This is a genomic window from Muricomes intestini (assembly GCF_004346165.1).
In the GTDB taxonomy this organism is placed as follows: domain Bacteria; phylum Bacillota; class Clostridia; order Lachnospirales; family Lachnospiraceae; genus Muricomes; species Muricomes intestini.
The window spans coordinates 26,763-41,185 of record NZ_SLZZ01000016.1; the positions used below are offsets into that span (position 1 = coordinate 26,763).

16 protein-coding genes and 1 tRNA gene are annotated in these 14,423 nt (G+C 40.4%); 11 read left to right on the top strand and 6 right to left on the bottom strand.

Features of this window, described 5'->3' with window-relative positions:
* Positions 1-19: 19 nt before the first annotated feature.
* Positions 20-595 (bottom strand): aldo/keto reductase, encoded by a 576-nt coding sequence (locus EDD59_RS11580; RefSeq protein WP_132382025.1) that lies wholly within the window; start codon positions 593-595, stop codon positions 20-22.
* Positions 596-1,134: 539 nt separating this feature from the next.
* On the bottom strand, positions 1,135-2,430 hold the full coding sequence (locus tag EDD59_RS11590; protein WP_132382027.1) for an ATP-binding protein: 1,296 nt from the start codon (positions 2,428-2,430) through the stop codon (positions 1,135-1,137).
* Between the two features lie 350 nt (positions 2,431-2,780).
* Here EDD59_RS11590 and EDD59_RS11595 point away from each other — a divergent pair, with 350 nt between their 5' ends.
* The 8 genes from EDD59_RS11595 (at position 2,781) to EDD59_RS11630 (ending at position 9,087) form a co-directional block, all read left to right on the top strand.
* Positions 2,781-3,401: a TetR/AcrR family transcriptional regulator gene (locus EDD59_RS11595; protein WP_132382029.1), complete on the top strand. Its 621-nt coding sequence runs from the start codon at positions 2,781-2,783 to the stop codon at positions 3,399-3,401.
* A gap of 11 nt (positions 3,402-3,412) precedes the next feature.
* Positions 3,413-4,204 (top strand): DUF5685 family protein, encoded by a 792-nt coding sequence (locus EDD59_RS11600; protein ID WP_132382031.1) that lies wholly within the window; start codon positions 3,413-3,415, stop codon positions 4,202-4,204.
* 21 nt (positions 4,205-4,225) lie between these two features.
* Positions 4,226-4,900, top strand: coding sequence for a DnaJ domain-containing protein (locus EDD59_RS11605; protein WP_132382033.1), 675 nt, complete (start codon positions 4,226-4,228; stop codon positions 4,898-4,900).
* A 34-nt stretch (positions 4,901-4,934) separates the two neighbouring features.
* Positions 4,935-6,665 (top strand): molecular chaperone DnaK, encoded by a 1,731-nt coding sequence (gene dnaK, locus EDD59_RS11610; protein WP_132382035.1) that lies wholly within the window; start codon positions 4,935-4,937, stop codon positions 6,663-6,665.
* Between the two features lie 94 nt (positions 6,666-6,759).
* On the top strand, positions 6,760-7,146 hold the full coding sequence (locus EDD59_RS11615; RefSeq protein ID WP_132382037.1) for a Fur family transcriptional regulator: 387 nt from the start codon (positions 6,760-6,762) through the stop codon (positions 7,144-7,146).
* 99 nt (positions 7,147-7,245) lie between these two features.
* Entirely contained in the window at positions 7,246-7,809 is a 564-nt protein-coding gene (locus EDD59_RS11620) for a 6-pyruvoyl trahydropterin synthase family protein (RefSeq protein ID WP_132382039.1), read from the top strand.
* A gap of 416 nt (positions 7,810-8,225) precedes the next feature.
* A complete protein-coding gene (locus EDD59_RS11625) occupies positions 8,226-8,570 on the top strand; it encodes a DUF134 domain-containing protein (RefSeq protein ID WP_132382041.1) in 345 nt (114 codons plus the stop codon).
* Between the two features lie 109 nt (positions 8,571-8,679).
* Positions 8,680-9,087 (top strand): NifB/NifX family molybdenum-iron cluster-binding protein, encoded by a 408-nt coding sequence (locus EDD59_RS11630; protein WP_132382043.1) that lies wholly within the window; start codon positions 8,680-8,682, stop codon positions 9,085-9,087.
* A gap of 117 nt (positions 9,088-9,204) precedes the next feature.
* Here EDD59_RS11630 and EDD59_RS11635 read toward each other — a convergent pair.
* From EDD59_RS11635 to trmB, 4 genes are all read right to left on the bottom strand, one after another.
* Positions 9,205-9,277, bottom strand: a tRNA-Lys gene (locus EDD59_RS11635).
* Between the two features lie 227 nt (positions 9,278-9,504).
* Positions 9,505-9,816, bottom strand: coding sequence for a thioredoxin family protein (locus tag EDD59_RS11640; RefSeq protein ID WP_132382045.1), 312 nt, complete (start codon positions 9,814-9,816; stop codon positions 9,505-9,507).
* A 27-nt stretch (positions 9,817-9,843) separates the two neighbouring features.
* On the bottom strand, positions 9,844-9,984 hold the full coding sequence (locus EDD59_RS17820; RefSeq protein WP_165920925.1) for a hypothetical protein: 141 nt from the start codon (positions 9,982-9,984) through the stop codon (positions 9,844-9,846).
* A gap of 231 nt (positions 9,985-10,215) precedes the next feature.
* On the bottom strand, positions 10,216-10,866 hold the full coding sequence (gene trmB, locus EDD59_RS11645; RefSeq protein WP_132382047.1) for a tRNA (guanosine(46)-N7)-methyltransferase TrmB: 651 nt from the start codon (positions 10,864-10,866) through the stop codon (positions 10,216-10,218).
* A gap of 238 nt (positions 10,867-11,104) precedes the next feature.
* Between trmB and EDD59_RS11650 the strand changes: the two genes are divergently transcribed.
* From EDD59_RS11650 to EDD59_RS11660, 3 genes are read left to right on the top strand one after another with little or no spacing between them, the layout of a single operon-like run.
* Positions 11,105-11,416, top strand: a complete 312-nt coding sequence (locus tag EDD59_RS11650) for a hypothetical protein (RefSeq protein WP_132382049.1) — start codon at positions 11,105-11,107, stop codon at positions 11,414-11,416.
* 3 nt (positions 11,417-11,419) lie between these two features.
* Positions 11,420-12,466, top strand: coding sequence for a V0D/AC39 family V-type ATPase subunit (locus EDD59_RS11655; protein ID WP_132382051.1), 1,047 nt, complete (start codon positions 11,420-11,422; stop codon positions 12,464-12,466).
* Entirely contained in the window at positions 12,463-14,409 is a 1,947-nt protein-coding gene (locus tag EDD59_RS11660; protein ID WP_132382053.1) for a V-type ATP synthase subunit I, read from the top strand. The genes EDD59_RS11655 and EDD59_RS11660 overlap by 4 nt, the downstream gene beginning before the upstream one ends.
* Positions 14,410-14,423 lie beyond the last annotated feature (14 nt).

The window sequence follows — 14,423 nt, forward strand, 5'->3', positions numbered from 1 at the left end:
TGCCCTCCTGTAGTTTAATCTATACAATATCCAGCGGCATTTTCGTTCCGGGTACGGGGTAAGCCTTATTTAAAGCTTCCAGATCTTCCTCTGATAATGTAACTTCCTGTACCGCCGCATTTTCCAGAACATGTTCTTTTTTCCCGCTTCTGGGGATTGCAATCATATGTTCATTTTGCAGGACAAAAGCCAGAAGAAGCTGCATCAGAGTTATACCATGTTTTTCAGCTAACTTAAGAAGAATCGGGTTTCTCTGCATTTCTTTGCGCAGGTTTCCGCCCTGGGCGAGCGGACAGTTTAAAGTCTGCTCCAGACTTTCGCTAATCTTTCCCCTTCCTGCATTATGAGGATATACTTTGGACACCAGATAAAGCTTTTCTCTGTCAAAAGGTTTAGTTGCTTCGCCTATTAACTGTTCTGACTTCCCGTTCCCGTACATCTCTGCCGTATCTATAAGTGCCACCCCTGCTTTTAATCCCGCCTGCAGCGCATCTATTTCCTGCTCTCTCGTCTTCCGCTTTTCCCCAAGGAACCATGTTCCCATGCCCAGCTTTGGGATTGTGTCTCCATTTATCAACTTAATATACTTCTCCATTTTATTCCTCCTCACTAGTATAAAGTCAAAGCTTCACTGAATACAAAGGAGCGTGTTTCCAGCAATTTTTCAAATGATTCAGCTAGTATATACTTTGTTAACGCTTAGGCAAAGATGTTTCTTTAATTTTACCAAAACATCCCCTATAGTTCAATCATATGTTATACAAAATAGCAACTGCCTGTATCAAAAACATACGAATAGTTGGCTCAGTGTATCGTTGAAGGGCACCCGCTGCAAATTGGCGGCGGCGATGTGCGTATTTGTGAGTATCATAATCCAGCCTGCGGCAAAGGTTGCTGCAGGCGGAAAAATTCTCAAATTGAAAAGGAAAGCAATTAATATTGAGTGAATAGCGCGGAGGAAGTCTCTCTGGATGCCGCTTAAACAGCGTTGCCACCTTGATTTGCGGGGGAATTGGCGACGGTGCAAAACGTGCCTTGGCCGAAGCAGGCATTGAACTATACGGTGGTGTTTGTAAAGCATAGTCTTAAGCTACTATAAACAAAGCTACTATAAACAATTCACATTACATACATTTAGATACAAAAGGCAGCATAGAGAGGAACAATTTTTTTCCCATTCTCAAAGCCAAAGTTTTTGGCAGAGAGCTTGATGGCATAGGACGGCTTGTAGGTGTCCATATAGACCTTCAGGCTCTTGGCTCTGGTGTTGTCAGCTGATTTGACCTCAATTGGAATGAGTTCTCCTTTGCGCTGAATAATAAAATCAATTTCCGCTCCCCGTGGAGATTCCCAATAATAGGTCTTATATCCACTTATAGAAAGCTGCACATTGACGTAGTTTTCAGCCATACCTCCCTTAAAATCATTGATTTCATCAACCATATACAGAACATCATTTGCTGCAAGGTCTTTTTTTGCACAGAGTAATCCTAAATCAGAAACATAAATCTTGAACGCATCAATATCCCGATAATTTTCCAAAGGCTTCTTTATTTGCTCCACCTTATAGACCTGAGATACGATGCCGGAAAGAGTAAGCCATTCAATTGCATTCTCAAACTCCGAAGCTCGTCCCCCTTTTTTAATCAGCTTATATTGAAAACGGGTATTTTTCCGGGAAAGCTGAACAGTAATATTATCATAGACAAGCCTTGTTTTCTTGATTTCATTCAGGTTGTTGTACTTACTCATATCACTCAGATAGCCTGCCAAAATTGTATCCTGCGTGTGACGTATCAGAACATAATCTCTTGTTTCTGCAAACTGCAGCACACATTCCGGCATTCCGCCCACCACAAGATACTGACGGTAGAGCTGCATCGCTGCATTGTGCAAAGCAGAAGGCAGCGGCGTATCCGTCCGGAAGCACTCTTTAATCTGCTCTGTCAGAGCTTCCTCGCTCATGGCAAGCATAAATTCCTCCATATCCATAGGATACAAGGTTTTCATATCCACCTTGCCCACAGGAAAAGAAAACCTCGCTCTGTTGACTGCCACACCAAGCAGACTTCCCGCCACGATAATGTGATAGTCAGGAGCCTCCTCGCAAAAATATTTCAGAGAAGTCAATGCCCGTTCACAAAGCTGTATCTCATCAAACACAATTAATGTTTTTTCTCTTACGATAGTCTGACCTGCAATATGCGATAAAATGGGAATCAGATAATTGGGGCTAATATCTTCTTCAAAGGTTTCGCTTAACTTTGGACTAGTCTCAAAATTGAAATAGGCAACATTCTCATAATGGTTTCGTCCAAACTCCAGAACAGCATAGGTTTTGCCAACCTGCCTTGCCCCCTGCAAAATTAAAGGTTTACGGTGTTCATTTTTTTTCCACACTTCCAAAAAGCCCATGATTTTCCGATACATAATCATCCCTCCTAAAATGCTGATTATAGTATAGCACATATTCATGTAAATATAAACATATTTTATTTAGTTTTTCTCACTATATGCCACCAACATTTTTAACGACTTTGCATAATTTTACATGAACATCACAAAAAGCATGACTTTAGGATTGCGGGAGCAGAAAGTGCGGAGCAATCCGTAGGTATCAGGGGCAAAATACCTTTTGACCCCTACATCATTATATAAAAATGAAAAAACTGTGAAGTCTCTTGGATATATTGACAGATCAAAGGGTTTTCCTTATACTGTTTTTATGACATGACAGCTTGTCATAAATGCATAAATGAATTTGTAAAGAGGACATAAATATGCCAAAACAAACATTTTATAATCTGCCGGAAGAAAAAAGAGAACGGCTCATAAATGCCATTTATCAAGAATTTTCAAGAGTGTCTTATGAAGATGTATCTATTAATAAAATTATCGGTATAGCGAAGATACCGCGAGGAAGTTTTTACCAATACTTTGAAGATAAGCATGACGTTCTTGAATTTGTTCTCGAAGAGTATCAAAAGGAAATTTTAAAACAGACAGAAGAAAGCTTGAGCAAAAATCATGGTGATATTTTTGCTATGTTTCTTGACTTAATGGATTTTACATTTAGTCAGTTAAGGAGTAAGGGAGAGGGGCATGCATGGATGCGGATATTGTCAGATATGCGCTTTAATGTAGAAGCTTTCACAATGAATAGAAATTATCAAAGCAGACATGTAAAAAGTGAGTTGATTGAGAAAATATTTTCTCTTATAGATAAAAATAAACTTGACATTAGAGAAGAAGATGATTTAGAAGGTATGCTGCGAGTACTGATACCTTACGCAGCATTTTCATTTGCACAGACCTTTCGGGATACAGACGACAATTATAATGTAAACAGAGAGCGTTTCAGGAAACAACTTGAGCTTATAAAAAGAGGCTTCGCAAAATAAGAGGAGACAAAATGTTTGGAACCATCATGATTCAGCGAAAAACTTTATCAAAGGAATCAAATGTCCGCTATGGTGAAAGCTATTGTGGATTGTGCCACACGCTATTAGAAGACTATGGGGCGGTCGGTCAGAGAACATTAACTTATGATATGACATTTCTAAGTATTCTATTGGGCGGCATTTACAATTTGCCGGAAGAAAAGGGTAAAGAGAAGTGTACTGTCCATCCCTTTAAAACTCATAAGTATATTGTAAATGAAGCGGCCGGGTATGCCGCGGATATGAATATATTTCTGACATATTATCAGGCACTGGATGACTGGAATGATGATAAGAATAAATCGGCATTTAAAAAGAGTAAAGATTTAAAGCCATTTCTTACAGATATACGGACTAAGTGGCCAAGACAGACTAAGGCAGTAGAAGAAGGGTTAAAAACCCTTGGGAAAATGGAGGCAGATAATGAACTTAATCCTGATTTACCAACCAATTGCTTTGGTAAAATACTTGGAGAAGTTTTTGCATGGAGAGATGATGATTACAGAGATATTTTGTTTAAAATGGGAGAAGGTCTTGGCAAATTCATTTATCTTTTGGATGCAGTGAATGATTTTAAAGAGGATTTAAAGAAACAGAGGTATAATCCGTTAGTAGCACAGATGCACATGGACTACCAAATGGTGCTCACTGCCATTCTTTCTGAGGTTACAGATGTATTGGATAAAATACATGTCTATAAAGATAAAGACATTATTGAAAACGTACTTTATGCAGGGATATGGCAGACGTATATAAAAGATTAGTAAAAGGGAGAAACAGCGGTTATGAAGGATCCATATAGTGTTTTAGGTGTGTCCAGTGATGCCTCTATGGAAGAGGTTACCGCGGCATATCGAAAGCTGGCAAGAAAATATCATCCGGATATCAACCCGGATGATGTAACGGCAGAAGAAAAAATGAGGCAGATTAATGCAGCTTATGAGCAGATAAAAACCGGGGAGACCGGCGGCGTAAACTATGAACAGGCAGATGGAAGCTACGGCCCTCAAAGAGAATATGATTCCTCTAGAGGCTCCTATCAGGGTGATGATCCATATGGTGGATTTAATTTTGACTTTGAAGACATATTTGGGAGCTTTTTTGGAGGAGGAGACCCTTATGTACAAGCGGAAATGTATATGAGCAGAGGGCAATACCAGTATGCAGGGCAGATTTTATCACAGATAAATAATCGTGATGCAAGATGGTACTATTTGTGCGCAAGAGCAAATGCAGGAGCAGGAAATCAAGTAAGTGCTCTTAATTATGCAAATGAGGCAGTGCGAATGGAACCGGCTAACAGACAGTACCAGCAACTGCTGGAGCAATTTAAAAGTGGCAATTATACCTATCAGAATGCCGGAAGACAAAGTGGATACAATATGGAAAACATGGGCAGCAGCTTTTTAAGCATAATGCTTATGCAGCTATTTTGTTGCTTTTGCTGCAGACTATTTTAACTATAAATAACCAAAGAAAGATGGAGGATATAATATGGGTAAAACAATTGGAATTGACCTTGGTACAACGAATTCTTGTGTGGCAGTGGTTGAAGGCGGTGCAGCAGTAATAATTCCCAATTCACAGGGAGAGCGTACAACCCCCAGTGTAGTAGCATTTACAGATAATGGAGAACGCCTTGTAGGTCAAGTTGCTCTTAGACAAGCGATAACAAACCCAAAAGGAACAATTACATCTATTAAAAGAGAAATGGGTACAAACTATCGTGTAAAAGCGGAGGGAAGAAATTTTAACCCTGCCGAAATATCGGCAATCATTCTTGGTAAACTTAAAAAAGATGCAGAAAGCTATTTAGGTGAGGATGTAACAGAGGCGGTTATTACCGTTCCGGCTTATTTCTCAGATGCTCAGAGGCAGGCAACAAAAGATGCCGGAACCATTGCAGGATTAAATGTAAAACGTATTATAAATGAGCCCACAGCAGCAGCTTTGGCATATGGAGTAGATAAGGAAGAAGCGAAGAAAGTATTAGTTTTTGACCTTGGCGGCGGTACCTTTGATGTATCCATATTAGATATTAAAGACGGAGTAATAGAAGTCATTGCTACTGCTGGAGATAATCATCTTGGCGGGGATGATTTTGACGAATGTATAACCACAGAGCTTATAGATACTTTTTCCAGACAATATAGAGTAAATATAAGGAATCAAGAGATAACTATGCGGCGAATTAGAGAAGCTGCAAGAAAGGCGAAAGAAGAACTTTCATTTACAGCAACAACCCAGATTAACCTGCCCTACCTGACAGAGATCAAAGGAGAACAGGTACATTTAGAATACACTCTTGACAGGGCTAAATTTGACAGACTCACATCTGCTCTTGTAGAAAAAACGCAAAAACCGGTATTACAGGCAATGGAGGATGCCCATGTAACAAAGGATGATATAGGAAAAGTAATCCTTGTAGGCGGAAGTACCAGAATACCTGCTGTTCAAAATAAAATACAGCTTCTTACGGGAAAAGAAGGCTTTAAAGGAATTAACCCTGATGAATGTGTAGCTATGGGAGCAGCACTTCAAGGAGGCGTTATGGGCGGAGAGATTACCGGACTCTTGCTTCTTGATGTGACCCCTCTTAGCCTTGGCATTGAGACGGTAGGCGGAATGTGTACCAAAGTAATTGAAAGAAACACAACTATTCCTATTTCAAAGAGCCAGGTATTTACAACGGCGGCGAGTTTTCAACCCCAGGTAGAGATTAAGGTGCTGCAGGGAGAAAGAGCAAAAGCGGCAGATAATAAGCTGCTGGGAAAATTTAAACTAAAAGGCATTCAAAAAGCGATGGCAGGAGTGCCTCAAATTGAGGTGACCTTTAATATTGATGCCAATGGTATTGTAAATGTTAGTGCCAGAGATCAAAAGACAGGAAAAGCACAGGAGATTACAATAGAATCTTCTGAAAACATGAGTCAGGCGGAAATAGAAAAGGCTATGGAGGATGCCAGACGTTATGCAGGAGAAGATGAAAATATCCGTAGTATGAGTGAAACAAGAAATAGACTTAATACTTTAATTCTTCAAGCAAATGAAATGCAAAAACAGCTCTCAAAAACGGATAAAGCCAAGGGAAAAGAGGCAAAAAAAGATTTGGCGAGGCCGATTAAAGATGCGGCCAAAGCACTGAAAGGGAAGAATACAACTCTGGATGAACTCAACAGGTGTGCCATGAAGCTTGAGCAGGTAATGGGAAGATATCAAAAATAAAACTGATTCACTAGAGCTGCTTTCCCTATTGACATTCATTCCTTATTGTTGTATATTATCATTAAGGAATGAATACTGAAATGGAGTCGAATTTATGATTAAACGTAAAACAATTCAATATGATTTAGTTCTTGAGGCTGTAAAGAAATTACAGTGTCATGCAACTGCAGACGAGATATACAATGAGCTTATTAAGGAACATCCAAATATCAGCAAAGGAACCGTATACCGTAATCTGCAGAGGTTATGTGAAATGGGAGAAATACGAAAAAGAGAGATTCCAGGCGAACCTGAACGTTTCGACCATATTTGCAGTGATCATTATCATGCCAGGTGCATTAAATGCGGTCATGTTTTTGATGTAGACATGGAATATATAACGGATATGGAGAAATCTATCAAGAATACCCATGGATTCGTATTCACCGGGCACGACATTGTGTTCAAAGGTATCTGCCAGGAATGCAAAAATAAGCTGTAAGCTATAACTTTGGCTCCAAATATTCCAGAAGACATTCTTTAATGCTCATACGGGAGCATACGAATCCCCGTAAATAATATATACATAAGGAGAGAAAATATGAGAAGTATTACAACATTGAACCTGCAGTATGCACACAGATTCTATGGATTCAAAGGTGAAGCTCAGTATTTGCACGGTCACACCGGCACCTTGACGATTGAGGTAGAAGATTCTGTTAATTCCGGCGTAAATATGGTTTTCCCCTGTAATGAAATTCAGAAAACCGCATGGGGAGTCCTGAAAAACTTCGACCATGCGCTGATCCTGCGAGAAGACGATCCCCTGTTGCCTGCAATCCTTGGTGTTTATGAACAACAGGGTATTAAGGACGGCGCACCAAACAACCAAATGAAGGGACCCGCTTTTAAGACAGCGCTGGCAACTGCATATCCTGAGTGCCGTTTAGTAGTGACCAAAGAGACAATGACCGTTGAAGGCATGATTAAAATTGTTTATGACCTTCTGAAGGATAAGCTGAACATAGCCAAACTTACCTTTACCAGCGGTGATAATGCAGCTTCTGAAGAATTTCAGACGAACAATAAAATTGACCGCTGTCCACTGTGCGGCATTGCCTTAGATGCAAACGGCGTATGCCCCAAGTGTGGATATAGAAAGTAACCTACATTCAAATATCCTATTAGCAGAAGGTTCGGTCGCCATTAGAGGCGACCGGCCTTCTCTCTTTGTTTCCTTTTTCTGTCATCGAAATATACGTATTTTGTTCTTCTAACATTTTTAAGATGTAGGGGTCAAAAGGTATTTTGCCCCCTGATACCTACGGATTGCTCCGCACTTTGTGCTCCCGCAATCCTAAAAACATTCGAAATCCGCCCTACTCGGGCTTCTTTCTCATGTTTTGCGGGTCCCAAAGTCATGCTTTTTCATGCAAGCATGAAACGCATGACCTTTTGACCCTGGTATCATTTTTAAGAGATGCAAATATTAATCTGGCTAATAGGTTTTATTATTGACATATGACATAAAAGATGTATAATAATATTGACATATGTCAATAACATATATGAGGTGAAAAGATGCCAAGACCCAGGAAACATCGGCGTGTATGCTCGCATCCAAGATGCACCGGCTTCAAGCCGTGCGGAGGGGATAAGCCAGTAATCACAATGACACTTGACGAATATGAGGTTATTCGCCTGATTGATCTAGAAGGATTAACACAGGAACAATGTGCAGAGCAGATGGAGGTCGCACGTACCACCGTACAGGCCATTTATGCCAGGGCAAGAAAAACATTGGCTCAATGTATCGTCGAAGGACATTCTCTACAAATTAGCGGCGGTGATGTGCGTATTTGTGAGTATCGTAATCCCACCTGCAGCAAAGGTTGCTGCAGGTGGAAAAATTCTCAAATTGAATAGGAAAGGTTTAATATTGAGTGAAAAACGTGGAGGACATTTCTCTGGATGCCGCGTTTGAGAACAATAATCTGATCGGGTTAATCAATCTATTTGAAGAAATGGAGGAAAAATGAAAATTGCAGTAGCATATGAGGATGGAAAAATATTTCAGCATTTTGGGCACACCAAACAATTTAAGGTCTATGACATTGCAGATGATAAGGTTCAACTAACTTCCACTGTAAACACAGACGGCAGCGGGCACGGAGCATTGACTGGCCTTCTGAAAGAAAACGGCGTTGCCATCTTGATTTGCGGAGGAATTGGGGACGGTGCAAAACGTGCTCTGTCAGAAGCAGGCATTGAATTGTACGGTGGTGTTTCTGGAAATGCTGATCAGGCTGTAAAAGACTTTTTGGACGGTAACTTGAAATACACCCCCGATGTAACGTGCAGACACCATGGTGAGCATCATGGAGAAGGTCACAGTTGTGACGGCCAGGATGAACATGGTTCTCACAGGGCGTTTGTAAGGTAAGCGATACGCAAATAGCAGAATAGGGATTCCCTGTGAATCCACAAACCCTTGTAAATAAGCATTACAACGAAAAAAACCGCCCCCACAGCTCCATGTCTGTAAAAGCGATCTTTTGACTGCGCGATCAGGGGTTCGAACCCTGGACACCCTGATTAAGAGTCAGGTGCTCTGCCAACTGAGCTAATCGCGCATATATTTTATTCAATTAACGTTTCTTTTATGAGTAACGCAAGTAATACTATAAATCATATGATTAAAAATTGCAAGCTTTTTTTACATTTTTTTAAGCTTTTTTACATTCTATTCTTCTGTTTTGCCACGCAAATTCCCGGTACTATAAGCCTTTTGACCTTTGCTTCACAACATATATTATATAAGAGGGAACCGCGCTCGCAAAAAGCGGTTCCCTCCATCTATCTATTCCCCAATCATATCCTCCAGCACATTCTTACTTAGGACACCTTCGGCAGCCGACACGGGTTCTCCTTTTTTAAAGAGGACAAATGCGGGAACTATCCCAATTCCAAATTCTGCTGCCAGGGCTTTATTTTTATCAATGTCAATCTGGCATATCTTAACCCGGCTGTCATATTCCTCTGCAAGTTCATCTACAATGCTTTCCATCATGGCACATTTTGCACACCATGCGGCAAAAAATTCAACTAATACAGATGTTTCCGATTGCAGAACCTCCTGTGGATAATTTTTCGCGGTTACTCTGATTTTCATGACAAACACCCACATTTCTCTTGATATTTACTTCTCACACTTATTTACACCGTTTAAAATATTAAATACTTCTTCAAAAGAACATTTCAGGTACATCAGCTTTCGGTTCAGCTCTGGCTTGACATACATTTTACGGCGTGCATAATCTTTCCAGCCTCTTCTTTTCATACTTACCTCTGTCCCACCTGTAGTGATGTACCGTCATTGGCATTTTCGGATATCCTGCCTGAAAACCAATAAAACAGCCCACCAGGTTTTATTTACTCATAATTATACTATGCTTATTGAACTACTAATGTTCAATAAGATATTTATATTGAACTGTCAATGTTCAATAAGATATTTATATTGAACTGTCAATGTTCAATAAGATATTTATATTGAACTACTAATGTTCCTCTACTTTCTGACTGCAATCATTTTATTAATCGGATTTCCCTTTGCCGAGAATTTTTCTTCATATTCTGTCGTTATGTTGCCTTTATTAAGGATCTCATGGTGGTACAGATCATATGTGTATCTGTCGAGGGTCCAGCCTGCCTCCCTCACCTGTTCCAGTGAAAAGTTAAATAGCTCTGTATTGTCGGTCTTGAATTCCAGCTGCCCGCCGGGCACCAAAATCTTCTCGTAACGTGCCAGGAACTCCTTAGAGGTCAGCCTTCTCTTTGCATGCCGGGCCTTGGGCCAGGGATCAGAAAAATTCAAATATATTTTTTCCGCTTCATTATAAGAAAAAACTTCTCCCACATTCCGGGCATCCATACAGACAAAACGTATATTCTGTAAGCCTCTGTAATCCTCCATATCAAGCTTTTCCACAGCCCGCAATAAAACGCTGGAATACCTTTCTATTCCCACATAGTTAATACCGGGATGCGTAAGGGCCATATTTAACAGGAATCCCCCTTTTCCCATGCCAATCTCAATATGTATGGGATTTGTATTCCCAAACACCTGCCTCCAGCATCCTTTTTGGGCCTCCGGCCTTTTAATCACCGCAAGATGGGCCTGAATCGTGCCCTCCGCACGTGGAATATTTCTTAATCTCATATTCTGCCTCCTTATCGATGTTTCTCTCCCCAGACAACTCTTTTATTTATATGAACATCCAAGAGGGCAAGCTTGCACGGTCAGCTTGTAAATATTTCTGCCCTCCTTATTATTTATAGTATACTGTAGATAGCTTAAAAATCAATCCTCTTTCTGTACTCTCCTTGCTTTTTTCTTTAAAAGGTGTATTATAAAAACAATTAGTATCAACAATTGTAATTGTTCAGGAGGGGAATGTATGGACTCTATTGTAAAGAGATTATCGGAGATAGAATCTTCTGCCGCTGCCATCGTAGATCATGCAGAATCGCAGAAAGCAGCCCTGGATGAAGAGTACCAGGAGGCACGCCGCAAATTTGACAAAGAACTAGAGGCAAAGACACAGGCTAAAATCACAGAGATCCGAAAGGAGCTGGAGCGCAGCAAGACAAGCCACCTCGTGGGGCAGACCGGAGCAAACAATGATTTTATCACAGCTTTGTATCATGAGTATAATGAAAATCACACGCATTACGCTCAGGCCATTTTAAAAAAGATAACAGAGGTGTAGTCTATGGGGAATCTACTTGTTTACAGCGGGATTGTGACGAAAATCCGTGCCATGGAGGCCAGGCTTTTAAAACCGGAGCAGTTTGAGGAGATTGCCGGTCTTCACAGTGTACCGGAAGTTTTTTCTTATCTCAAAGAAAATTCCTCCTACGCCGATGCTCTGGAAGCAATCGATGAAGCTAGACTTCACCGAGGTGACATTGAAAAGGTTTTAACACTATCTTTGTATCAGGATTACCAGAAAATTTTTGCCTTTTGCAGTCTGGATCAGCGCAGGTTTTTAAAGCTTTACATGAAACGCTATGAAATTGATTTAATTAACTATTGCTTTCGTATTGTAATCAATCATTATTCCCAACCTTTTGACATTGATTACAAGAGGCCGTTTTTTGACAAGTATTCCAGCATTTCTATTGAGAGGCTGATTGAATCAAGGACAACGGACGAACTTGTTGAAAATCTGAAAGATACGGAATATTATCTGCCATTAAAGAGACTTCAGGACAGACAGTCAGTCACTTTATTTGATTACGACCTGACCCTGGATTTATATTACTTTTCTACTATATGGAAAGAACGAAAAAAAGTGCTGAAGAAGAAGGAGTTGGAAATCTTTACCCATGATTGTGGTTCACAGATAGATTTACTGAACCTGCAGTGGATATACCGGGCAAAAAAATATTACGAAATGCCCCCTGTCCACATTTATTCTCTTCTGATTCCTATACACTATAAAATTTCTATAGATTTAATAAAGGAGCTTGTGGAGTCAGCTAACATGGAGGATTTTTTTGCAGCCATGGCAAAGACATCTTACTCGCATCACTATGATTTTGAGCAACATCTGACGATTGAACAGATGTACACAAACTGCCTGTATCACCTTTATACTGCAGACAAAAGGAGCAATCCTTATTCCATTGCTACAATTAATACCTATTTGTTCCTTAAAGAAGAAGAGCTCAGAAAACTAACGACCGCCATGGAGTGTATCCGCTACAATCTTACGCCTGGCGAAACACTGGCATATGTTGGAGGTATAACTCAATGATTGTTAAAATGAAATTTGTTAACATCTCCGGCCCGCGGAACGATATTGACCGGGTGACAGATCTCTACCTGTCAAGATATGAGATTCAATTGGAGTCAGCCCTCTCCGAATTGAAAACCGTTGATGATCTCAGGCCTTTTATGGAAATGAATCCATACCGGGATGCGCTGAACAAGGCTGTGCAATTTGTAGATTACTTGCCCGATTCTGAAAATATTACACCGGATGATTCGCTTACCCTCAATGATATGTTTGAGGTCATCCGAAATGCGAATCAAAGCTATACAGGTTTTCAGGAAAAGAGAAATGAACTGAAGAAAAGAATGGATGAGCTGAAGAAAAAACAGCAGATTATCGCACCCTTCAAGTCAATGGACTGTGAACTGGGAAAGATCCTGAACTTTAAGTATATTGCATATCGGTTCGGACGCATTCCCATAGAATATTTTGACAAGATGAATAAATATCTAATGGATAATCTCAGTGCCATATTTGTAGAGGGAGAGAGAGACGAAAGCTATGTATACGGAGCTTACTTTTTATCTCCGGGAGATACACAGAAAATAGATGCGGTATTTCGTTCCCTCCATTTTGAAAAAATAGAATTGCCCGATGAATTTCGTGATACTCCCGTAGATGAATATCAAAAACTGATCCGTGAAATTTACAATACAAATCAGAAGATGGACGAACTGGAGAAAGCTATAGGTGAAATGTTTCTTTCACAGGCTCCCCGGCTCATTGCAGCCAAAAACCGTCTGGAGGAACTTGCCAATAACTTCGACGTCCGCAAAATGGCAGCCCGCATGGAAAATAAAAAAGAAGATTATTACATTTTATGTGGATGGATGGCTGAAGATGATGTGGAGATGTTTCTGCAGGAAGTAAAAAATGACGATAAAATCTTTGTTGTTGTGGAAGACGACCGTGACACTTATTTTGGAGAGCCCCCAACAAAGCTTGAAAATCCTAAGATTTTTAAGCCTTTTGAAATGTTTGTCCGAATGTATGGCCTTCCTTCTCATGACGAAATAGACCCCACAATATTTGTAGGGCTGACCTATTCCTTCATATTTGGTGTCATGTTTGGGGATGTGGGACAGGGTCTTCTGCTTCTGATCGGCGGCGGCCTCATTTATCATTTTAAAAAGGCTCCCCTGGCAGGAATTATTGCGACAGCCGGCATCTTTTCCACAATCTTTGGATTTATGTTCGGCAGTATATTTGGATTTGAAGATGTTATCAGGCCTCTCTGGCTGAGACCAATCGACCATATGACCACACTGCCCTTTATCGGAAAGCTGAATACGGTTTTTATTGTATCTGTGGCTTTTGGTATGGGAATCATACTGGTGGCAATGCTTCTGCATATTGTCAATGCCGCCCGGAGTAAAGATACAGAAAATATCTGGTTTGACTCCAACGGACTTGCCGGGTTTGTATTTTATCTTTCCATTGTGGTTACTATTGTATTGTTCATGACCGGCCATAAAACTCCCGGAGGGATTGTTATGAGCATCATGTTTGGGATACCGCTTCTGCTCATCCTCTTTAAGGAGCCGCTTACAAGAGCAGTACAAAAACGGGCAAAAAAAATGGACGAAGGTGCCGGCATGTTTCTTGTACAGGGATTTTTTGAACTATTTGAAACATTGTTGAGTTACTTTTCCAACACCCTTTCTTTTGTCCGTATTGGTGCCTTCGCAGTCAGCCATGCTGCCATTATGGAAGTTGTGCTTATTCTGGCAGGCGCGGAAAGCGGTTCTCCCAATTGGGCGGTCGTTATATTGGGGAATCTTTTTGTATGCGGCTTTGAAGGTTTGATTGTAGGAATTCAGGTACTTCGTCTGGAATATTATGAAATGTTCAGCCGTTTTTACAAAGGAGGCGGCAGAGCCTTTGAACCATATACTAAAAAAACGAAAAAAACAAAGAAAAAGTAGGGAGGACCTTCATT

Coding starts and splice junctions, on each gene's coding strand:
- EDD59_RS11655 (WP_132382051.1), top strand. CDS start 11,420: ATGGGGAATCTACTTGTTTACAGCGGGATTGTGACGAAAATCCGTGCC.
- EDD59_RS11590 (WP_132382027.1), bottom strand. CDS start 2,430: ATGTATCGGAAAATCATGGGCTTTTTGGAAGTGTGGAAAAAAAATGAA.
- EDD59_RS11580 (WP_132382025.1), bottom strand. CDS start 595: ATGGAGAAGTATATTAAGTTGATAAATGGAGACACAATCCCAAAGCTG.
- EDD59_RS11640 (WP_132382045.1), bottom strand. CDS start 9,816: ATGAAAATCAGAGTAACCGCGAAAAATTATCCACAGGAGGTTCTGCAA.
- EDD59_RS11600 (WP_132382031.1), top strand. CDS start 3,413: ATGTTTGGAACCATCATGATTCAGCGAAAAACTTTATCAAAGGAATCA.
- EDD59_RS11660 (WP_132382053.1), top strand. CDS start 12,463: ATGATTGTTAAAATGAAATTTGTTAACATCTCCGGCCCGCGGAACGAT.
- EDD59_RS11605 (WP_132382033.1), top strand. CDS start 4,226: ATGAAGGATCCATATAGTGTTTTAGGTGTGTCCAGTGATGCCTCTATG.
- EDD59_RS11630 (WP_132382043.1), top strand. CDS start 8,680: ATGAAAATTGCAGTAGCATATGAGGATGGAAAAATATTTCAGCATTTT.
- trmB (WP_132382047.1), bottom strand. CDS start 10,866: ATGAGATTAAGAAATATTCCACGTGCGGAGGGCACGATTCAGGCCCAT.
- EDD59_RS11615 (WP_132382037.1), top strand. CDS start 6,760: ATGATTAAACGTAAAACAATTCAATATGATTTAGTTCTTGAGGCTGTA.
- EDD59_RS11650 (WP_132382049.1), top strand. CDS start 11,105: ATGGACTCTATTGTAAAGAGATTATCGGAGATAGAATCTTCTGCCGCT.
- EDD59_RS11595 (WP_132382029.1), top strand. CDS start 2,781: ATGCCAAAACAAACATTTTATAATCTGCCGGAAGAAAAAAGAGAACGG.
- dnaK (WP_132382035.1), top strand. CDS start 4,935: ATGGGTAAAACAATTGGAATTGACCTTGGTACAACGAATTCTTGTGTG.
- EDD59_RS11620 (WP_132382039.1), top strand. CDS start 7,246: ATGAGAAGTATTACAACATTGAACCTGCAGTATGCACACAGATTCTAT.
- EDD59_RS11625 (WP_132382041.1), top strand. CDS start 8,226: ATGCCAAGACCCAGGAAACATCGGCGTGTATGCTCGCATCCAAGATGC.
- EDD59_RS17820 (WP_165920925.1), bottom strand. CDS start 9,984: ATGAAAAGAAGAGGCTGGAAAGATTATGCACGCCGTAAAATGTATGTC.